This is a genomic window from Lacisediminihabitans sp. H27-G8, assembly GCF_046156175.1.
Taxonomy (GTDB): domain Bacteria; phylum Actinomycetota; class Actinomycetes; order Actinomycetales; family Microbacteriaceae; genus Lacisediminihabitans.
In genome coordinates this window covers 102,673-123,485 of the sequence record NZ_JAYLVL010000002.1, presented here as the reverse complement: position 1 = coordinate 123,485, position 20,813 = coordinate 102,673, and the positions used below count along the sequence as shown (strand labels likewise).

Here is a 20,813-nt window from a genome sequence, read left to right as displayed (position 1 = left end):
GCAGAGAAATGTCGATCTTCCTCAATAAGGACTCCAAGGTCATCGTGCAGGGCATCACCGGCGGTGAGGGCACCAAGCACACCGCCCTCATGCTGAAGGCCGGCACGCAGGTCGTCGGTGGCGTGAACGCCCGCAAGGCCGGCACGACCGTCTCCCACGGCGACGTTGAACTGCCCGTCTTCGGTACGGTCGCCGAGGCTATAGAGAAGACCGGAGCGGATGTCTCCATCGTCTTCGTACCCCCGGCCTTCGCCAAGGACGCCGTGCTCGAGGCCATCGAGGCCGAGATCCCGCTCGTCGTCGTGATCACCGAGGGCATCCCGATCCAGGACTCGGCCGAGTTCTGGGCCACGGCCAAGGCCTCGGGCAAGACCCGGATCATCGGACCGAACTGCCCCGGCATCATCACACCGGGGGAGTCGCTCGTGGGCATCACGCCCGCGACGATCACCGGAAAGGGCCCGATCGGACTCGTCTCGAAGTCGGGAACGCTCACGTACCAGATGATGTACGAGCTGCGCGATCTCGGATTCTCGACGGCCATCGGCATCGGCGGCGACCCGATCATCGGCACCACCCACATCGACGCGCTCGCCGCGTTCGAGGCGGACCCCGACACCAAGGCGATCGTCATGATCGGTGAGATCGGTGGTGACGCCGAGGAGCGGGCCGCGGACTACATCAAGGCGCACGTGACCAAGCCCGTCGTCGGCTACGTCGCCGGTTTCACCGCGCCAGAGGGCAAGACGATGGGCCACGCCGGCGCCATCGTCTCCTCCGGAGCGGGCACCGCGCAGGGCAAGAAGGAGGCCCTCGAGGCCGCCGGGGTCAAGGTCGGCAAGACGCCGAGCGAGACCGCCACGCTCATGCGCGAGGTGCTCGCCTCGCTGTAACGGTTTCCGAAACGGAAGGCCAGCCTCGGCTGGCCTTCCGTCGTTAACCAGGCCGCGGGTATCCGGTCCTGGTCGCTCTTTCGGTTGCGTGAGTTGCGGGTCCTCCGATCCGTGCCTTCGTCAGATCGGCTCAGGCGACTCGACTCTGGTGGGACTGAGCCGAACCGCGATCGGGGCGCTGAGCGGAGACTCGCCGCGCCGGACTCGGAGGCACCCTTCGCTCCGAACGGTCAGATAACTGCCGGCAGGAGCACTCGGTTGATGGTGTGGATCACGCCGTTGCTGGCCTGGATGTTGAGGCCGGAGAGCACGAGTCGCGGGTCCTGGAATGCCGGGTTCGCGTCACGCAGGGTGATGCCGCGCGGCTTCACGATGCCTCCGTTGGCCATGGTCAGCGACCGGGCCGTGAGCACGCTGATCGGACCGAGCTTGCGGTCGGCGACCACGTGGTAGAGCAGCACGTTCTTGATCTGGTCGATGGTGAGGGCGCTCGTTATGGTGCTGAGCGCGGCCGCTTCGCTCGTGGGCGCGACCCCGGTGAGATCCTGCACGAGACGCTCGAACGCGAGGTCGTTGGGAGCGAACACAGTGAACTTGCGGCTGGTGTCGGCGAGCACCGGCACGAGCCCCGTTGCCGTCAGCGCCTGCACCAGGAGGTCGTAGTCGTAGGGGTTGTTGTCGGGAGTCCCCCCTCCGGAGGCGGCGACCGCGACATCCACGATCGATCCCTTGGGGGCGGGAGGCGAATAGTTAGCAGGCACCGAGGCTGATGCCGGAATCGAGCTGCCGAGCACCAGCACTCCGGCGGCGACGGTGGTGATGGCGGTGACGATGAGACGGTTCTTCACGATGCACTCCTTTGTGAGGCCCGAGGTCGGGCGTTTCGTACTGTTCCTATGGAATACTTCCGGCTCGACCGGTCATTCGGATGCACCGGACGAGATTTTTCTGCACGACGCGCGCATCGTGTGCGTGAGCCTGTCGCTCGACTCGGTGGCTGACGCGGGTTTGACCGAGCTTCGTTCGCAACCTCCAGCACGTCGATTCACCGCTCCCGGGTTCGGGGAGCGGATGCCCGTGGGCGAGGACCGGGCTCTGGTGCCGCACAGGGCTCGGGTCTAGCGTGATATCCAGGAAAACTCGAGGAAGAGGTCTCACCCGTGAAAAAGCTCATCAACGACCCAGACAACGTGCTCGCTGATTCCCTCGTGGGAGTCGAGGCGGCGCATCCGGAACTGCGGGTCGACCATGTCAACCGCATCATCTATCGTGCAGAGCCGACGAAACGGGGCAAAGTCGCCCTGATCTCGGGCGGCGGATCCGGGCACGAACCGCTGCACGGCGGATTCGTCGGGTTCGGGATGCTGGATGCGGCGTGTGCAGGTGAAGTGTTCACCAGCCCCACCCCCGACCAGATGCAAGAGGCGACGAAGGTGGCGGATGCCGGGGCGGGCGTGCTGCACATCGTGAAGAACTACACGGGTGACGTCATGAACTTCGAGATGGCGGCGGAGCTGGCCGAGGCGGATGCCGGGGTCATGGTCGAGACGGTGGTGACCAACGATGATGTCGCCGTCGAAGACTCCACCTGGACCGCCGGCCGACGCGGAGTCGGAGTAACGGTGCTGTTGGAGAAGATCGTCGGCGCGGCCGCCGAGGCCGGTGCCGACCTCACCGCCGTCGGTGCGCTCGCTCGCAAGGTCAACGCGCAGGGGCGCTCGATGGGCATGGCGCTTACGAGTTGCACGGTGCCCGCGGCGGGAAAGCCGACCTTCGAGATCCCCGACGACATGATGGAGATGGGCGTGGGTATCCACGGCGAGCCCGGCCGGCATCGCGTGCCGCTCGCGCCCGCGGCGTCCATCGCCCAGCAGTTGGTGGAGCCCATCCTCCACGACTTCGATTTCACCGGCGGCCCCTCGATCGTCATGCTCAACGGCATGGGCGGTTCTCCCCTCATCGAGCTCTACCTCATGTACGGAGAGGTGAAGAAGATCCTCGAGAAGTCGGGAATCACCGTGGCCCGAAGCCTGGTGGGCAACTACATCACCTCGCTCGACATGGCGGGATGCTCCGTCACGATCCTGAAGGCGGATGACGAGATCCTCCGATTCTGGGACGCACCGGTGAACACCGCCGGCCTGCGCTGGGGGGTCTGAAGGCCATGGCGGGTGGCACGGTGACCATCGACCAGCTGGTGCACTGGCTGAGTCGTTTCGACGCGCTCATGGCCGAGAATCGCAGCTATCTCACCGAGCTGGACTCGGCGATCGGGGATGCCGATCACGGGTCCAACATGGCTCGGGGCATGACCGCGGTGATGGAGAAAATCGGTGCCACCCCGTCGACCGCCGTCGACGAACTGTTCAAGCAGGTCGGCATGACCCTCGTCACCTCCGTCGGCGGGGCGAGCGGTCCGCTCTACGGCACCTTCTTCCTCCGCTTCGGATCGACCGCCGGGCCGGTGGCGGAGCTGGATGCCGGCGCTCTCGCGGCATCCCTGCGGGCCGGCCTCGGCGGTATCCTCGCTCGCGGCAAAGCAGAGCTGGGAGACAAGACGATGTTCGATGCCATGTCGCCCGCAGTGGATGCGCTCGATGCCGAAATCGCCGCAGGAGCCGACATCGCCACCGCAACCGCGGGCGCGGCGGCGGCGGCGGTGGCGGGGCGGGATGCCACGGTGCCTCTCGTCGCGCGAAAGGGCCGGGCGAGCTACCTGGGTGATCGAAGCGCCGGTCATCTCGATCCGGGCGCGACGTCCACCGCATTCCTGTTCCAGGCGCTCGCCGAAGCAGTCGCGTGATCGGAGTGGTGGTGGTGTCCCACAGCCCCGCCCTCGCGCACGCCGCCGTGGATCTCGCCCTGCAGATGGTGCCGGGCGAGAAACCGGCGATCGCGATCGCCGCGGGAGCGGGCGAGGGACTGATCGGAACGGATGCCACGGCCGTCTCCGCGGCGATCGACGAGGTGGCCTCGCCCGAGGGCGTGCTCGTGATCATGGACCTCGGATCGGCGGTGATGAGCGCGGAGATGGCGCTCGACTTCCGGTCATCCGAGGCGGAGGTACGTCTCTCGAGCGCGCCGTTCGTCGAGGGGATCCTCGCCGCGGTCGTCACCGCGGCCGGGGGAGGGAGTCTCGACGATGTCGATCGGGAGGCGCGGGGAGCTCTCGAGCCGAAGATCTCGATGCTGGGTGGCGCCCCTGCCCCAGAGATCGCTACCCCAGACGTCGCTGCTCCAGACGGCACGGCCTCGGCAGCCTCCGTTGCGGAACGCGCGCCGGCCGGGCTCTCCGCCGACCTCACGATCATCAATTCCGACGGCCTTCACGCCCGGCCGGCGGCCACGCTGGTGTCGACCCTCGCCGGGTTCGACGCGAAACTCACCGTGGTGAATACCCGCTCCGGCACCGGCCCCGTGGCCGCCAACAGCCTCATCGGGTTGCTGTCGCTCGGGGCGAAGTCCGGGGATGTGCTGACCGTGGCAGCATCCGGAGCACAGGCTGCGGAGGCGCTCGCGAAGGTCACCGAGCTCGTGACGGAGGGATTCGGCGAAGTCTGAGGATGTGAAGCTCACCGGCAATCGCGTTTGCGCCACGGCGGACCGGCGGACCGGCGGATCGCAGGGCCGCCGGTAGGCTCACCTCCGGTATGAATCGTCCGCTCACCGCCCTCTTCTCCGCGCTCGAAGCGGTGCTCGTCGCCGCCATCGGTGTCGCGATCCCCTTGGTGCCGCTCACGGTGCTGTGGGCGTTCCAGTACGGGCTCCAGGTCGATTTCATCGTGTTCTGGCGCACCGCGGTCGACCTGTGGCTGCTCGGTTCCGGCGTGGACATCCAGCTCACCCTCGACCCGGTGATGGCCTCCGGACTGGGATTCGATGGTGCGGGAACCCCGTTCATCGTCACGATCGCCCCCCTTGGTTTCGCGCTCGTGACCGTGCTGCTCGGGGTGCGCGCCGGTCGTCGCATCGGCGAGACCCCCCATCGACTGCTCGGGATGGCGGTGTCCGTCGCCGCTTTCGCAGTGATCTCGCTCGGGCTCACGCTCAGCGTGCTCCTGCCCGCCGCGCGACCCTCCATCTGGCAGGGAACGCTGCTGCCGACTCTCGTCTTCGCCCTCGGGATCGTGATCGGGTCGGACATTATGCGCCCTCCCACCGCCGCGGCTGACGTGCTCGGCGACAGTGCCCGCGGAATCGTGCGGGGCTGGCGGCCGGATGTGCGCACGATCATCGTGGCCGGGCTGCGCGGCGGCGTCGGCTCCGCGAGCGTGGTGATCGCGGCATCCGCCCTCGCCGTCGCTGTGCTGTTCCTCGCGAATTATGCGGCCATCATCTCCCTGTACGAGGGCGTGCACGCGGGGGTTCTGGGCGGGATCGCGCTCACCATTGGACAGTTGGCGGTGCTGCCCAATCTCGTGATCTGGGGCGCCTCGTGGTTCATCGGGCCCGGTTTCGCCATGGGAGCAGGCTCGTCCGTCACGCCGCTCGGCACTACGCTCGGGCCCATCCCCGCGATCCCCGTGCTCGGGGCACTTCCCGCTCCGGGAGCGCTCGGGTGGGGTTTCCTCGGACTCCTCGTGCCCGTGCTCGCCGGCTTCTTCATCGCTCTCGTCGTGCGACCGCGCCTGGCCCGCGAGCTCGGTCCCCGGGCGTCCGTCAGCTCGTTCATCGCCGCCGGGCTCGCGAGTGGCGCCGTCGGCGGCGTCCTTCTCGCACTGCTCGCCTGGGCATCCGCCGGTTCTGCCGGCCCCGGGCGACTGGTGGATGTCGGGCCGTCCCCGTGGCTCGTCGGCGGGTTCGCCGCGCTCGAGATCGGCGTCGCTGCGGTCATCGGGCTACTGGCCGGGCGGCCGTCTCGCCGCTGAGGGCCTGTGGTCTCGATACGCTCGCTGGCGCTCGCTACTCGACCAGTGGTTTGCTGGCGCTCGCTACTCGGCCGGCGGGGCACTCCGATAGGCTCTGTGGGTGCTCTCATTGGTCGTGTTGATCTCCGGCGGAGGGTCGAACCTCCGCGCGCTTCTCGAGGCCTCCGAAGATGCCGAGTTCCCGGCCAGGGTGATCGCGGTCGGAGCGGACCGGGATGCCGACGGCTTCGAGCATGCCGAGGCCTACGGCATCCCCACCTTCGCGGCCGCGTTGACGAGCTTCGATGACCGGGAGAGCTGGGGCGATGCGCTCCTGGACCAGATCCGGGTCTGGCAGCCGGATCTGGTGATCCTCAGCGGTTTCATGAAGCTGCTTCCGCCGCGGGTGATCGCGGCCCTCAGCCCCAACCTGATCAACACGCATCCGGCATACCTGCCCGAATTCCCGGGGGCCCATGGCGTTCGGGATGCGCTCGCCGCCGGCGTCACCGAGACCGGGGCGAGCATCATCGTCGTCGACAACGGGGTGGATGCCGGACCGATCATCTCCCAGCGCCGCGTTCCCGTGCTGCCGGGCGACACCGAATCGACCCTCCACGAGCGCATCAAGCCGGTCGAACGCGAACTGCTCGTGCAGGCCGTGCTCGACATCGCCAACGGTGCCATCGACCTCCCGACCATCGCCGCACGCAAAGCAGCTTCCGATACAGCTGCGCCAGACCTGAGGAGTGCCCCATGAGTGCACCGACCCACGACCCCTCCGACTACCGCGCACGGGATGCCATCCCGATCACCCGCGCCCTCATCTCCGTGAGCGACAAGACCGGCCTCCTCGAACTGGCCGCGGTTCTCGCGGGCGCGGGCGTCGAGATCGTCTCCACCGGCTCGACGGCGAAGGCGATCGCGGATGCCGGCCACCCCGTCACCGAGGTCGCAAGCGTCACCGGCTTCCAGGAGACCCTCGATGGGCGGGTGAAGACGCTTCATCCCGCCATCCATGCCGGCATCCTGGCCGACCTGCGGCTCGAGAGCCACGAGACGCAGCTCGCCGAGCTCGACATCCGCCCCTTCGAGCTCGTCGTCGTGAACCTGTACCCCTTCGTCGAGACCATCGCCTCGGGGATCACCGGCGATGATGCGATCGAGCAGATCGACATCGGCGGACCGGCGATGGTGCGCGCGGCCGCCAAGAACCACGCCAACGTCGCTATCGTCGTGTCGCCCGACAGCTACGCCCAGGTGATCAAGGCCGTCACCCTCGGTGGCACGACCCTCGCCCAGCGCCAGCGTCTCGCGGGTGAGGCCTTCGCGCACACCGCTGCGTACGACTCGGCCGTTGCCGAGTTCTTCGCCGCGAATGTGGGGATCCGGGCGGAGCATCCGCGCGAAGAAGCCCACACCTTCAGCGTGACCGCGTCGCTCAAGAACGTGCTGCGCTACGGCGAGAATTCGCACCAGGACGCCTCGCTCTACGTCACCGAGCACGGAGCGGGAATCGCGCAGGCGACCCAGCTCGGCGGCAAGGAGATGTCGTACAACAACTACGTGGATGCGGATGCAGCGCTCCGCACCGCCTACGACTTCCGCGAGCCCGCCGTCGCCATCATCAAGCACGCCCAGCCCTGCGGCATCGCGGTCGCGCGTGGGGCCGGCGATCCCATCGCCTCCGCGCACCAGCGCGCCCACGACTGCGATCCGGTCTCGGCCTACGGCGGAGTGATCGCGGCGAACCGCCCGGTCACCATAGAGATGGCCCACACGGTGAAGGACATCTTCACCGAGGTCGTGATCGCCCCCGACTTCGACCCCGAGGCCCTCGAACTGCTGCAGACCAAGAAGAACCTCCGGCTGCTCAAACTGCCAGAGGGCTACACGCGGGAAGCCCTCGAGTTCAAGCAGATCAGCGGGGGGCTTCTCGTCCAACAGCCCGATGTCTTCGACGAATTCTCCAGCGACGGCTGGACCCTCGTCTCCGGTGAAGAGGCGGATGACGCCACCCGCGCCGACCTCGAATTCGCGTGGCGTGCGGTGCGGGCGGTCAAGTCCAACGCGATCCTGCTGGCGGATGACGGCGCCTCGGTCGGCGTCGGCATGGGCCAGGTCAACCGCGTGGATTCCTGCCGACTCGCGGTGTCGCGGGCCGGCGATCGCGCGGCCGGATCGGTTGCGGCATCCGACGCCTTCTTCCCGTTCGCCGACGGCCTGCAGATCCTGCTCGACGCGGACGTGCGCGCGGTGGTGCAGCCCGGTGGGTCGATCCGCGATGCCGATGTGATCGAGGCGGCGAAGGCTGCTGGCGTCACCATGTACTTCACGGCCGAGCGCCACTTCTACCACTAGGTCGCTGCGCTGCGCTCCGCTCACCCGGCTGTCACAATCCGCTCCGAAACCCGCCGCTGGGAGCACTTTGCGCCGGCTCGGCCCGGGCGCGCAGCGGTTTGGGTCGGGCCGGGGCCAGAGCGCCGGGCTCGGGGTGCCGTTGGTCGGGGTGCCGGCGGTCGAGGAGTCGGTGGCGGGACAGTGGGCGCTACAGACAGTGGGCGCTGCATTGGGCGACGGGGCAGGGAACCTTCGGGGTCGGATGGCAGACTGCCGCTGTCGTCGGCCCGCTCATCCGTCACCATCGGCGCTGAGCCCTGTCGCAGAGAGCAGTTCGCGCCGGCTGAGCCCGCGCGGCTCGCGCCGGCGCCGGAGTGCCCCCGGACGGCCGGCGCCCCGGACGGCCGGCGCCCCCGACTCGCTCAACCGTCACAATCGGTGCTGAATCAGGCGCTTGAGCGCACTTTGCGCCGGCTCGAGCCGCGCGGCGGGCGCAGCGCGGCCGCTGCAGCGTCCCAGGCGACCGGGACGCGGTGCCGACCACGCCGGTCGAGTAGCGGGCGCCAGCGAGCGTCTCGAGGCCAACGGCCCGGCACAGCCGATCCATAGCCGAAATCCCCTAGGGTCGGGACCCATGACCGTCGACAGCGCCCGCTCGCCATTCCTCCGCCGACTCACGGGCGCGGTCGTCTCCGCCCTAGCCGTGTCCCTGATCTCGCTTCTCGCGGTCTCCCTGCTGTTCTACGGCGGCAGCGTCTCGACTCTCGGCCAGGTGCTCGACTTCTTCCTGGGGTCGACCCTCATCGTCTTCGTCGTCCTCACCGTCTTCGCCCTTGTCGGCTTCTATCGCTATTGGTACCTCAGACTCATCGGCGGCGTCGTCGCCGGTCTCGTCGGAGCCATCGCCGGAGCGGCGATCACGGTCGCCCGAAGCGCCTCCCCCGTGACCGAAACGGTCGCGACCCAGCTCATCGGCACGAACCTCCCCTTCGTGCTCGCGACGATCGTCGGCACAGTCACCGCGGGGTACGCCGTCTGGCGACTGCTGATGGGAAGGCAGGCGGATGCCGCCAGCCGCCGCATCGCGCTCGTGCGGGCCCCGGCAGACAGCCTCGCCGACGGGCAGGTCACCCACATCGAACGGGTTCCGGTGGACCTCGAGCTCGCCAACTCCCAGTGGGACGAATACGTCGCACTGCTCTCGAACGCCGGGTGGGACGTCGTGGAGGTGCCGGTGGCCACCGGTCAGCCCGATTCCGTGTTCGTGGAGGACACCATGGTGATCTTCGGCGACACGGCCATCATCGGCAGCCCCGGAGCCGAGTCCCGCGCCGGGGAGATCGTCGAAGCGGAGCGGGCCGTCGCGGCGCTCGGACTCAGCATCCGCCGCATCGAGATGCCCGGTACCCTCGACGGCGGCGACGTGCTCAAGGTGGATCGCACCGTCTTCGTCGGCCGCGGCGGTCGCACGAACGCGGAAGGGATTCGCCAGTTGCGAGCCCTCGTGACGCCCCTCGGCTACACGGTCGTCGCGGTTCCGGTGACCAAAGCCCTGCACCTCAAGAGCGCTGTGACGGCGCTTCCGGATGGCACGGTCATCGGCTACCCGCCACTCGTCGATGACCCATCGGTTTTCGGTCGCTATCTGGCGGTGCCGGAGGCGGAGGGCGTGGCCGTTGTGGTGTTGGCGGATGACACGGTGCTGATGTCATCCGCAGCTCCGAAGTCCGCCGCGCTCATCGCGGACCTCGGATACCGTGTGCTCACCACCGACATCAGCGAGTTCGAGAAGCTCGAGGGCTGCGTCACCTGCCTCTCGGTGCGGGTGCGCTGAGCCCTTCGGGCGTCCGCTCCTTGGGAGAAGGATTCTGCGACTAATTCGTGACAAAGGTTGTATCTCTGTAAGTAGTGGGCATATCCTGTAAGGCTGTCCGGTCGACCCTTACGAGGGGCCGAATCGTGGCCACACTGGTGAAGACACAACTGTTCCGGAGGACACCATGACCATCACACATCTCGCAACTGCAGGCGCGACGCGTGGTGCCGTCCTTCCGTTCGTCCCCTTCATCGGCACCCGGTAACACCCGGGGCCGCCGAGTCGCTCGCCTGCCCCGCCAGCTCCACCGTCCGTCGCCCGGCCCGCACTGGCGCGTCCGCACGGCATCATCCCTATCTCTCCCACCTTCTGTTTCCGGCCACCACCACATCGGTGCGTGCCATCCAATCCGCAAGGAAATCCTTTGTCTGCAGACAACCGCAAACGCTCGCTTCCGACAGCGAAGGTCCCGGCCACGAAACGCCAGGGCACCTTCGCCTCCATCGTGCGCATCTACCCCTGGGCGAAGCCGGCCATGCCGCGCATCTACCTGGGCATGGTTTCCGCGCTCATCGCCGCGCTCGTCGCGCTGCTCATCCCGCAGGTGCTGCGTGCCCTCGTCGACGGCCCGCTTCAAGACGGTGATTCGAGCCAGATCTGGTGGCCGGTGGCCGCGGTGCTCGGGCTCGGCGTGCTCGAAGCGGTGATGATCTGGTTCCGCCGCTGGTTCGTGCTTCAGCCCGGCACCCATGTCGAGGCGGATCTGCGCAACTCGCTCTACAAGCAGCTCCAGGACCTGCCGGTGAACTTCCACGATCGCTGGGCGAGCGGCCAGTTGCTCTCGCGCGCCGTCAGCGACCTCAACCTGGTGCGCCGGTGGATCTCCTTCGGCATCGTGCTGCTCGTCGTCAACACCATCACGATCCTCATCGGATTCGTGTTCCTCCTCTCGATCAGCTGGATCCTCGGCGTCGTCTTCGTGCTCTGCTCGATTCCGCTCTGGATCTACGGCTACCTCTTCGAACAGAAATACTCGGTGGTCGCTCGCCGCAGCCAGGACCAGGCCGGCGACCTCGCGACGGCCGTCGAGGAGTCGGTGCACGGCATCCGGGTGCTCAAGGCCTTCGGCCGCGGCCCTCACGCGCTCAAGAACTTCGCCTCCCAGGCGGAGGACCTGCGCGGCACCGAGATCGAGAAGGCCAAGGCGATCGCCGGCATCTGGCTCTGGCTGCTGATGGTTCCGGATGTCACGTTCGGACTCTGCCTTCTCGGCGGCGTCTGGCTCGCCGCTGCCGACCAGATCTCGGTCGGCCAGCTCGTCGCGTTCTTCGCGACCGCGACCGTGCTGCGCTTCCCGGTGGAGTCGATCGGCTTCCTGCTGTCGATGACCTTCGACACGCGCACCGCTGCCGATCGCTTCTTCGAGGTGATGGACGCGAAGAACACGATCGTCGACCCGGAGCACCCGAAGACCATCGCGAAGCCCGAGGGGCGTCTCGTCTTCGACGACGTGCACTTCCGCTACTCGGATTCCCCGAGCCAGTACGACGACCTCCTCGACGGAATCGACCTCGAGCTCGAGCCAGGGGAGACGATGGCGGTCGTGGGCCTCACCGGCTCCGGCAAGTCGACTCTCACCGCGCTCACCACCCGGCTCTACGACGTCACCGGTGGCGCGATCCGGCTGGATGGGGTCGACATCCGGGACCTCGGACGACTCGACCTGCGCACCCACATCGCCATGGCGTTCGAGGATGCCACGCTGTTCTCGGCCTCCGTGCGCGACAACGTGATGCTCGGGCGTCCGGAGGGATCCGATGCCGACCTCGCCGAGGCGCTCGACATCGCGCAAGCGGACTTCGTCTACGACCTGCCCTTCGGCATCGACACGAAGGTGGGGGAGGAGGGGCTCAGCCTCTCCGGGGGCCAGCGCCAGCGGCTCGCGCTCGCCCGTGCGGTGGCGGCGCGCCCGGAGGTGCTCGTGCTCGATGATCCCCTCTCCGCGCTGGATGTGGACACCGAGGCGCTCGTCGAGGCGGCGCTCCGTCGGGTGCTCGCCTCAACGACCGCGCTCATTGTGGCGCACCGCCCGTCCACGGTCATGCTCGCCGACCGGGTGGCACTGCTCGAACGCGGCCGTATCACCGCCGTCGGTCGCCACAGCGAACTGCTCGAATCGAGCGATCACTACAGGTTCGTCATCTCGAGCCTCGAGGATGAAGAGAAGCGCGAAGCGCAGGAGGTCACCGCATGAGCACCGCCAACATCACCGGTGTCGAGGGCGAAGAGCGCAACGACTTCAGCAAGGCGGAGAGCCGGCAGATCCGGGACCGCTCGCTTCGCCTGCTCAACTCGCTGCTGCGCCCGCTCTGGGCCCGTGTCACCCTCACGATCATCGTGGTGGTGGTCTCGACGGCCGCGCAGGTCGCCGGTCCCGCGCTGATCGCGTTCGGGATCGACACAGGCCTGCCCGCCCTGGTGAAACACGACGGGGTGCCCCTCGCCTTCGCGGTCGGTGCCTATCTCTTCACCGGGGTGATCGGGGCGGTTCTGATCGCCTGGTATACGGTGCTCACTGCGCGCATCAGCCAGGCCATCCTGATCGATCTGCGCAAGCGCGTCTTCCTGCACACCCAGCGCTTGAGCCTCGAGTTTCACGAGAGCTACACCTCCGGTCGCATCATCGCGCGCCAGACCAGCGACCTGGATGCCATCCGCGAACTCCTGGATTCGGGTATCAACCAGCTGATCCAGGGCGGGTTGTACATGGTGTTCATCGCCGTGGCGCTGTTCTCGATCGACTGGGTGAGCGGAGTGGTCTTGTTCGGATCGCTCGTGCCGCTCGGCCTCCTGATCCGCTGGTTCCAGGTGCGCTCGCAGAAGGCGTTCCGCGAGACGCGCACCGCATCCGCTCGTCTCATCGTGCAGTTCGTGGAGACGATGACCGGCATCCGCGCGGTGAAGGCGTTCCGCAAGGAGAAGCGCAACGAGACCGAGTTCGGTGAACTCGTGGAGGACTACCGTCTTTCGAACCTGCGCACCATCAAGCTCTTCGGAGTTCTCGATCCCGGTCTCGTACTGATCGGCAACGTGGCGCTCGCCGTGGTGCTGCTCGTCGGCGGGCTGCGTGTCGCCGGCGGAGGGCTCGCCATCGGTGTGCTGCTCGCGGCGCTGCTCTACACGCGGTCGTTCTTCGCGCCGGCCCAGGAGATGGCGATGTTCTACAACTCCTACCAGTCCGCGACCGCCGCGCTCGAGAAGATCTCCGGAGTTCTGGAGGAACAGCCGAGTGTGCCGGACCCGACCCGTCCGATCGACCTCTGGAAGGCGGAGGGCGAGCTGCGATTCGAGGGCGTCGAATTCGCCTACAAAGCGGACCGGGTCATCCTCCCGCGCTTCGATCTCGACATCCCGGCCGGGCAGACCATCGCCCTCGTGGGATCGACGGGAGCAGGCAAGTCGACCCTGGCGAAGCTCATCTCCCGGTTCTACGACCCCTCGGATGGCGTCGTCTCGCTCGATGGCATCGACCTTCGCCGGCTGCATCCGAAGGACCTGCGGCGAGCGATTGTGATGGTCACCCAGGAGGCGTACCTCTTCTCTGGCTCCGTTGCCGACAACATCGCGCTCGGGAAGCCGGATGCGACGCCGGAGGAGATCCGCGCCGCAGCGAAGGCGGTCGGAGCTCACGAGTTCATCCAGTCGCTTCCGGATGGCTACGACACCGATGTGAACAAGCGCGGTGGTCGCGTCTCGGCCGGGCAGCGCCAGCTCATCTCGTTTGCGCGGGCGTTCCTCGCGGATCCCGTCGTGCTGATTCTCGATGAGGCCACCGCGTCGCTCGACATTCCTTCGGAACGTCTTGTTCAGGAGGGCCTGCAGACCCTGCTCGCGGACCGCACCGCGATCATCATCGCCCACCGCCTGTCGACAGTGGCGATCGCCGACCGCGTGCTCGTCATGGAACACGGCATCATCGTGGAGGATGGCGCGCCGCGCGACCTCATCGCCGGAACCGGTCGCTTCGCGAAGCTGCATGCCGCCTGGCGGGAGTCGCTGGTCTAGGAGTGCCGGTGCCGGTGCCGGTGCCGGGCGCCGCTGCCGGTGCCGGTGCCGGTGCCGGGCGGCCGCGACGATCACCCGTCACAAAGTGCTTGGGCGGGCCGAGCGGAGAGCTGTTTGTGACGGTTCGGCGATCTGCTGGGATGGGGCCAGCGCCAGCGCCAGGGCCGGGCGAGGTGCGGCGATCATCCGTCACAATGTGCTTGGGGAGGCAGAGTAGAGCGCTATGTGTGACGGTTGGGCTGCGTGGGAGCCGGTACGGTCCGGGTCAACCGTCAAAATCAGCTCGTTGCGGCGAAGTCGAGAGCAGTTTGTGACCGTTCGGCCAGTTGGTGAGCCGCGAGCCGGGAGCCGGGAGCCGTGAGCCGGGGAGCCGTGAGTCGTGAGCCGGGCCGAGCGGGGGGCCGTGAGCCGTGAGCCGTGCGCCGTGAGCCGTGCGCCGGGGAGCCGTGAGCCACGCGCCGGGCGCCGGGCGGGTGCGCCGCGCCGGGCGCCCGCGACGGTCACCCGTCACAAAGTGCTTGGGCGGGCCGAGCGGGGAGCTGTTTGTGACGGTTCGGCGGGGTGCGGGGGATCTTGCGGGCACAGGGCACAGGGCACAGGGCACATGACCCCGATCAGGACACCCAGCGCGCCTTGGTCAGGTCGACGCGGAAGATGCCGGAAGCCGACCACGTCAGCGGCGTGCCCTCGACACGGAAATGCTCGAGGGCCGCTGACTCGTGATCGACCGCGGGATGGCCGCTCGCCCGGATGACCCGCCACCACGCCACATCCGACCCGTAGTAGGCCATCGCCTGGCCGACGGCCCGCGCAGCGCGGGATCCGATGGCGGCGGCGACATCGCCGTAGGTCATCACCCGGCCGCTCGGGATGGCCTCGACCACCGTGAGCACGCGGGACACGAAGTCGCCAGCGGGCCCATCAGAGGCCGCCGTATCGAAGCTCACTCGTTCGGAGGGTGGGCCGGCTATGGCCGATACTCCGGCGGGCGCGGTGTCGGCCGCACCGGCTCCGAGTTGCGGCCAGCGAGGCCGGGGAGCACGTTCATCGCAATCCGAAGAATCGACGCCCCCACAGCCCTCAGCACCCGAATCACAGCCCGAGCTCGCCGATCTTCTCGCCGTACTGGGTCTCGCCGACCACGGTGAAGCCGGTGTGGAGGAAGAACAGCTCCGGGCCCTCCTCGCCCTCTTCCCAGATGGCGGTGATGCGATCGAAGCCGCGCTGGCGGGCCTCCTCCGCGAGGGCCCAGACGGCGAAACGTCCGACTCCGGTGCCCTGCGCATCGGCGGAGACGGTGACGCGCCAGATACAGCTGCGGAATTCCTCCTGCGTGGCATCCGGGTCGAAATTGCCCCGGATGAAGCCGACGACGGTGTCTCCGTCGAGCACCACCCGCGGCCAGGACGTGACCGGACTGAGGTACGCATCCGCGATCGCGTAAGAGGGGGGAGTGACGAACTGCTCCTGCCCGCGTCGAAGCGTGAGGCTGTTGGCGGCAACGATAGTTCTCGCCGACAACTCTTCCAGTCTCAGTTCAGCCATGAGCACAGGCTAACCCCCGCCACCGATCCGGGGGTAGTCGGAGTCGTCTCGAGTCCGGAAAGTATCTCGATATCGAGATACTTCGAGAAACCGGTAAGCTTACACGCGGTGCGCAGAATGCCCCGTCGTGTAAGGAGAATCGCTTGTCCAACAGCCAGGTTGAAAAGATCAAGGTCGCAGGAACTGTCGTCGAACTCGACGGCGACGAGATGACGCGAATCATCTGGCAGAAGATCAAGGACACCCTGATCCACCCCTACCTCGACATCGACCTCGAGTACTACGACCTCGGTATCGAGCACCGCGACGCGACCGACGACCAGGTCACCATCGACGCCGCCCATGCCATCCAGAAGCACGGCGTCGGTGTCAAGTGCGCGACCATCACTCCCGACGAGGCCCGCGTCGAGGAGTTCGGCCTGAAGAAGATGTGGAAGTCGCCGAACGGCACCATCCGCAACATCCTCGGCGGTGTGATCTTCCGCGAGCCGATCATCATCTCGAACATCCCGCGACTGGTTCCGGGATGGAACAAGCCGATCATCATCGGACGCCACGCGTTCGGCGACCAATACCGTGCCACGGACTTCCGCTTTCACGGCAAGGGAAAGCTCACCGTGGAGTTCACCCCGGAAGACGGATCCGAGCCGCTCAAGTTCGAGGTCTACGACGCCCCGGGCGACGGGGTCGCGCAGGTGCAGTACAACCTGGATGACTCGATCCGCGACTTCGCGCGCTCGAGCCTGAACTACGGCCTGACCCGCAACTACCCGGTGTACCTCTCCACCAAGAACACCATCCTCAAGGCCTACGACGGTCGCTTCAAGGACATCTTCGAGGAGGTCTTCGAGGCCGAGTTCAAAGAGAAGTTCGACGCGGCAGGTCTCACCTACGAGCACCGCCTGATCGACGACATGGTGGCCTCCGCCATGAAGTGGGAGGGCGGCTACGTCTGGGCCTGCAAGAACTACGACGGTGACGTGCAGTCAGATACCGTCGCGCAGGGCTTCGGCTCGCTCGGTCTGATGACCTCGGTGCTCTCGGTTCCGGATGGATCGGTCGTCGAGGCCGAGGCCGCGCACGGGACCGTGACGCGCCACTACCGGATGCACCAGCAGGGCAAGCCCACCTCGACCAACCCGATCGCGTCGATCTATGCCTGGACCCGCGGCCTCTCGCACCGCGCAACGCTCGACAACAACCCCGAGCTCGAGGCGTTCTCCGCAACGCTCGAGGACGTCGTCATCAAGTCCGTCGAGGCCGGTCACATGACGAAGGACCTCGCGCTGCTCGTCGGACCGGACCAGAAGTGGGAGACCACCGAGGAGTTCCTCGACACGCTCGACAAGAATCTCGCCGCGCGACTGGGTTAGTCCACCAACCTGGGCTCACCAGGAACGTCTTCCGAACGCACGGGTGCCGCATGGCGCCCGTGCGTTCGTCGTTTGAGCGACTCCTCCGTCTTGCAGTCAACCGCCGACAGGCCGGACGAAGTGTCCCCCGTTTGTCCCGTTCAGGGACGGACGGGGGACATTCCGGTAACGGAATAGTAACGAGGCACCCCCGGGACGGGGGTAGAACCCTAGGTTGAGACAATCGCGCGCAGTTCCCGACTGCCCGGCAGAGATTCACCTTCCACGAAAAGGACCTATCTGTGAGCATTCGGAAAGTATTGAGCATTCGGAAAGCACTCTCAGGCCTCGCCATCGTCGGCCTGATCACCACTTCCCTCGTCGCCGGCACCGCGCTCAGCGCCAGTGCCGCCCCCACCGGGATCGGTGGTCAACACCAGACCACCTTCACTCCCGGTCGCTACATCGTGACCCTCGCCGACCCGGCCGTCGCGACGTATCGCGGAGGGGTGAAGGGCTACGCGGCCACGAAGCCCGTGGAGGGCAAGCAGCTCAATGCCCGGGCCAAGGCCGTGCAGACCTACTCCGAATACCTCTCGACCGAGCAGAAGAATGTCGCGGGGGCGGCGGCCGTGAAGATCGACCAGTCCTACACGCTGGCGCTCAATGCCTTCTCCGCGACTCTCTCGGTGAAGCAGCTCGCCGCGCTCTCCTCCGACAGGAAAGTCGCGTCCCTTGCACCGGACGAACTCAAGCACGTGACGGCGACCCCGTCGACCTCGTTCCTCGGCCTCGATGGCACGGGGGGCGTGTGGGACAAGATCGGCGGTCTCGACAAGGCGGGCAAGGGCATCGTGCTCGGCGATCTCGACACCGGCATCGCCCCGGAGAATCCCTCCTTCGCCGGCTCGCCCCTCGGAACGACCGCGGGTGCGGACCCCTATCTCAACGGCACCACCACGACCTTCGCGAAGGCCGATGGTGCCACCTTCACCGGTGTGTGCCAGACCGGTGAGCAATTCACGGCCGCAGACTGTTCCACCAAGATCATCGGCGCCCGATACTTCCTCGCCGGCTTCGGCGCCGGCAAGATCGGAAGCGCAGCGACAGGCGAGTACGTCTCGCCGCGTGACGGCGACGGCCACGGATCCCACACCGCGAGCACCGCCGCGGGTGACGCCCGAGTTCCCGCCTCCGTCAGCGGCACGAGCTACGGCACGATCACCGGTGTCGCCCCCGCGGCGAAGATCGCCGTCTACAAGGTCTGCTGGTCCGGTCCCGATCCCTCGGTGACGACCGATGACGGATGCGCCACCTCCGACCTCCTCGCCGGAATCGACCAGGCGGTCGCAGACGGCGTCGACGTGATCAACTACTCGATCGGCGGCGGGGCGGCCCAAACCACGGTGTCACCGACCGACCAGGCCTTCCTCGGCGCTGCCGCTGCCGGAGTCTTCGTCTCCGCCTCGGCGGGCAACTCCGGCCCGGGCGCATCCACTCTCGATAACGCGTCTCCGTGGATCACCACGGTCGCCGCCAGCACGATCCCCAGCTACGAGGCGACAGTGACCCTCGGCGACGGCAGCAAGTTCGGCGGCGCATCCGTCTCCGTCGACCGGACCGCGGGTGCGACTCCACTCACGGGCCCGCTCGTCACCGCGGCGAGCGTGGCACTCGCGGGTGGCACGAGCCCCAACCTCTGCTTCACGAACTCCCTCGACCCGGCGAAGGCAGCCGGCAAGATCGTGGTCTGTGAGCGGGGAACCAACGCTCGGGTGGACAAGTCCGCCGGGGTCAAGCGTGCCGGAGGAATCGGCATGGTCCTCGTCAATGTGGTTGCGGGATCGCTCGACCTCGACCCGCACTCCGTGCCGACGGTTCACCTGGATGCGCAGCACCACAATCAGGTGCTCGCCTACGCGGCGACCGCAGGTGCGACGGCCACCTTCACCCCGGACAATACCGCGGGTGACACCCCGCCGACTCCGATCGTGGCGGGATTCTCGTCCCGCGGCCCGGTGCTCGCCGACGGCAGCGACATCATCAAGCCCGACATCTCCGCCCCCGGGGTGGCGATCATCGCCGACGGGGCGAACGCCGCCGGCGCCGACCCGACCTTCCAGTTCCTCTCCGGAACCTCGATGGCCGCGCCGCACATCTCCGGCCTCGGTCTGCTCTACCTCGGTGTGCATCCCACCGCGACGCCGTCGGAGATCAAGTCCGCATTGATGACCACCGCCTACGACACCAAGGACGGTGCCGGAAAGGCGGTGACCGATCCGTTCACCCAGGGAGCCGGTCACGCCGACCCGACCAGGTTCTTCGCGCCGGGACTCCTCTACCTCAACGGTCTCGACGACTGGTACGGCTACATCCAGGGCGCCGGCTATGACGTGGGAGTCGCCCCGATCGATCCGAGTGATCTCAACCTGGCCTCCATCGGCATCGGATCACTCACCGGCTCGCAGACCGTCACTCGCACGGTCACCTCGACCCAGGCTGGCACCTTCACCGCTGCGGCGAGCGTGCCGGGAATCGACGCGGTGGTCACCCCATCGACCCTCACCTTCGGTGCGGCAGGCGAGTCCAAGAGCTACACGGTCACCTTCACCCGCACGACGGCGCCTCTCGATGCCTTCGCCACGGGTTCCCTCACCTGGACCAGCGGCTCGACGACGGTCCGCAGTCCGATCGCGGTGCAGCCCGTGACGATCGTGGCACCGGCCTCCGCCAACGGCACCGGCACCTATGGATCGGTCGACGTGACCGTCACGCCGGGTGGTGATGGAGACATCCCGCTGACGACCACCGGTCTCACCGCCGGAACCTTGCAGCCCGACCCCACCGCGGGCGGCACGCCAGGCCACTCGGGGTCGAGTGCCGAGGCTGACACCTTCGACTACACGGTCGACGTGCCCGCCGGATCGAAGTACGCCCGGTTCGATCTCGACACCACCGACAACGCCGCGGACCTCGACCTCGTGGTCTACCAGTTGGATGCCACGGGCACTCCGGTCGCGGCTTTCCAGTCGGCCACCGGCTCTGCCGACGAGCGGGTGAACCTACTCGCTCCGGATGCCGGAAGCTATCTCGTGGAGGTGAGTGTGTATGCGGCGCCCGCGCCGACCACCTTCGACCTGCACACCTACGCGGTGTCCGACGGGGGCGCCCCGCTCACCCTCACGCCCCCGGTGCTGCCGGGTAAGCAGGGTGTGCCGGCGACCTACACGGCAGCCTGGGCGGGCCTCGCGGCCTACTCCAACTATCTCGGACTCGTCAGCTACGGAGACACCGGTGCGTACACCGTCGTCAATGTGGTGACACAGGCCGACGTGAAACCGGGTACGCCCCTCAACACGGCTCCGCCAACCATCACCGGCACCCCGGAGGTCGGCCAGCGGCTCACCGCGACGCCCGGACCGTGGGATGTCGCGGGCCTGCGCTTCGCCTACCAGTGGCAGGCGAACGGGGTGGACATCCCCGGTGCGACCCGGGCGAATTATCGCGTAGCGACTGCTGACCAGGGCAAGGCGCTCACCGTGGTGGTCACCGCGATGAAGGGCACGCTGCCCCCGGGCACGGCCACCTCTGCCGCGGTCACGGTGAAGTTCGCCACCGCGACGAGCCTCTCCCTGAGCCGCACCGTGCTGTTCTCCTGGCAGCAGACGACGGCGACCGTGAAGCTGACGTCCGGTGCCGCCGCGCTGCCCGCGGGGCAGGTCGTGATCACCGTGAACGGTCGTCCGGTCGCCACCGTGCCGATCGCCGCGGGGAGTTCGGGTGTCGTGAGCTACCCACTGCCGAAGAGGGGCAGCGGTATCTACTCGGTGCGAGCGAGCTTCGTGCCGACGGCGGCCGACACCGTTGCCGGGTCGACCAGCCCGACGAAGCGCTATCTGGTCATCTTCTAGCCGCAGTGCGAAGGGGGGTCTGTTGCGGCACCCCCCTTCGTAAG

The 20,813-nt window shown here is 67.5% G+C and carries 15 protein-coding genes; 12 read left to right on the top strand and 3 right to left on the bottom strand.

Going from position 1 to position 20,813, the window contains the following annotated elements:
- The first annotated feature begins 8 nt into the window (after positions 1-8).
- The gene (gene sucD / locus VLI63_RS05370; RefSeq protein WP_409155876.1) at positions 9-893 is read left to right on the top strand and encodes a succinate--CoA ligase subunit alpha; all 885 of its coding nucleotides are present in this window, start codon (positions 9-11) and stop codon (positions 891-893) included.
- Positions 894-1,123: 230 nt separating this feature from the next.
- On the opposite strand, the gene VLI63_RS05365 is transcribed toward sucD, so the two are convergent.
- Positions 1,124-1,741 (bottom strand): fasciclin domain-containing protein, encoded by a 618-nt coding sequence (locus VLI63_RS05365; protein WP_409155875.1) that lies wholly within the window; start codon positions 1,739-1,741, stop codon positions 1,124-1,126.
- 312 nt (positions 1,742-2,053) lie between these two features.
- On the opposite strand from VLI63_RS05365, the gene dhaK reads away from it, so the two are divergent.
- The 9 genes from dhaK (at position 2,054) to VLI63_RS05320 (ending at position 13,961) form a co-directional block, all read left to right on the top strand.
- Positions 2,054-3,052 (top strand): dihydroxyacetone kinase subunit DhaK, encoded by a 999-nt coding sequence (dhaK, locus tag VLI63_RS05360; RefSeq protein ID WP_409155874.1) that lies wholly within the window; start codon positions 2,054-2,056, stop codon positions 3,050-3,052.
- 5 nt (positions 3,053-3,057) lie between these two features.
- Positions 3,058-3,696, top strand: coding sequence for a dihydroxyacetone kinase subunit DhaL (gene dhaL / locus VLI63_RS05355; protein WP_409155873.1), 639 nt, complete (start codon positions 3,058-3,060; stop codon positions 3,694-3,696).
- The gene (gene dhaM / locus VLI63_RS05350) at positions 3,693-4,454 is read left to right on the top strand and encodes a dihydroxyacetone kinase phosphoryl donor subunit DhaM (RefSeq protein WP_409155872.1); all 762 of its coding nucleotides are present in this window, start codon (positions 3,693-3,695) and stop codon (positions 4,452-4,454) included. The genes dhaL and dhaM overlap by 4 nt, the downstream gene beginning before the upstream one ends.
- 89 nt (positions 4,455-4,543) lie before the next feature.
- The gene (locus VLI63_RS05345) at positions 4,544-5,761 is read left to right on the top strand and encodes a DUF6350 family protein (protein ID WP_409155871.1); all 1,218 of its coding nucleotides are present in this window, start codon (positions 4,544-4,546) and stop codon (positions 5,759-5,761) included.
- Positions 5,762-5,861: 100 nt separating this feature from the next.
- Positions 5,862-6,500 carry a phosphoribosylglycinamide formyltransferase gene (gene purN, locus VLI63_RS05340; RefSeq protein WP_409155870.1) on the top strand — a complete coding sequence of 213 codons (639 nt, stop codon included), beginning with the start codon at positions 5,862-5,864 and terminating at the stop codon, positions 6,498-6,500.
- Positions 6,497-8,101, top strand: a complete 1,605-nt coding sequence (gene purH, locus VLI63_RS05335; RefSeq protein ID WP_409155869.1) for a bifunctional phosphoribosylaminoimidazolecarboxamide formyltransferase/IMP cyclohydrolase — start codon at positions 6,497-6,499, stop codon at positions 8,099-8,101. Before purN ends, purH begins: the two co-directional genes overlap by 4 nt.
- Before the next feature lie 613 nt (positions 8,102-8,714).
- Positions 8,715-9,914 (top strand): dimethylargininase, encoded by a 1,200-nt coding sequence (gene ddaH, locus VLI63_RS05330; RefSeq protein ID WP_409155868.1) that lies wholly within the window; start codon positions 8,715-8,717, stop codon positions 9,912-9,914.
- Between the two features lie 517 nt (positions 9,915-10,431).
- Positions 10,432-12,150, top strand: coding sequence for an ABC transporter ATP-binding protein (locus VLI63_RS05325; protein ID WP_409156583.1), 1,719 nt, complete (start codon positions 10,432-10,434; stop codon positions 12,148-12,150).
- The gene (locus VLI63_RS05320) at positions 12,147-13,961 is read left to right on the top strand and encodes an ABC transporter ATP-binding protein (RefSeq protein ID WP_409155867.1); all 1,815 of its coding nucleotides are present in this window, start codon (positions 12,147-12,149) and stop codon (positions 13,959-13,961) included. Before VLI63_RS05325 ends, VLI63_RS05320 begins: the two co-directional genes overlap by 4 nt.
- A 614-nt stretch (positions 13,962-14,575) precedes the next feature.
- On the opposite strand, the gene VLI63_RS05315 is transcribed toward VLI63_RS05320, so the two are convergent.
- Positions 14,576-14,908, bottom strand: coding sequence for an MGMT family protein (locus VLI63_RS05315; protein ID WP_409155866.1), 333 nt, complete (start codon positions 14,906-14,908; stop codon positions 14,576-14,578).
- Between the two features lie 145 nt (positions 14,909-15,053).
- Entirely contained in the window at positions 15,054-15,506 is a 453-nt protein-coding gene (locus VLI63_RS05310) for a GNAT family N-acetyltransferase (protein WP_409155865.1), read from the bottom strand.
- 143 nt (positions 15,507-15,649) lie between these two features.
- On the opposite strand from VLI63_RS05310, the gene VLI63_RS05305 reads away from it, so the two are divergent.
- Together VLI63_RS05305 and VLI63_RS05300 are read left to right on the top strand one after the other, a co-directional pair.
- Positions 15,650-16,879 (top strand): NADP-dependent isocitrate dehydrogenase, encoded by a 1,230-nt coding sequence (locus VLI63_RS05305; RefSeq protein WP_354574386.1) that lies wholly within the window; start codon positions 15,650-15,652, stop codon positions 16,877-16,879.
- Between the two features lie 281 nt (positions 16,880-17,160).
- Positions 17,161-20,769 carry a S8 family serine peptidase gene (locus VLI63_RS05300; RefSeq protein WP_409155864.1) on the top strand — a complete coding sequence of 1,203 codons (3,609 nt, stop codon included), beginning with the start codon at positions 17,161-17,163 and terminating at the stop codon, positions 20,767-20,769.
- Positions 20,770-20,813: the final 44 nt, after the last annotated feature.

What these genes read in the sequence shown, in the direction of transcription:
- sucD (WP_409155876.1), top strand. Translation starts at nt 9, where the DNA reads ATGTCGATCTTCCTCAATAAGGACTCCAAGGTCATCGTGCAGGGCATC.
- dhaL (WP_409155873.1), top strand. Translation starts at nt 3,058, where the DNA reads ATGGCGGGTGGCACGGTGACCATCGACCAGCTGGTGCACTGGCTGAGT.
- VLI63_RS05345 (WP_409155871.1), top strand. Translation starts at nt 4,544, where the DNA reads ATGAATCGTCCGCTCACCGCCCTCTTCTCCGCGCTCGAAGCGGTGCTC.
- purH (WP_409155869.1), top strand. Translation starts at nt 6,497, where the DNA reads ATGAGTGCACCGACCCACGACCCCTCCGACTACCGCGCACGGGATGCC.
- ddaH (WP_409155868.1), top strand. Translation starts at nt 8,715, where the DNA reads ATGACCGTCGACAGCGCCCGCTCGCCATTCCTCCGCCGACTCACGGGC.
- VLI63_RS05325 (WP_409156583.1), top strand. Translation starts at nt 10,432, where the DNA reads ATGCCGCGCATCTACCTGGGCATGGTTTCCGCGCTCATCGCCGCGCTC.
- VLI63_RS05320 (WP_409155867.1), top strand. Translation starts at nt 12,147, where the DNA reads ATGAGCACCGCCAACATCACCGGTGTCGAGGGCGAAGAGCGCAACGAC.
- VLI63_RS05310 (WP_409155865.1), bottom strand. Translation starts at nt 15,506, where the DNA reads ATGGCTGAACTGAGACTGGAAGAGTTGTCGGCGAGAACTATCGTTGCC.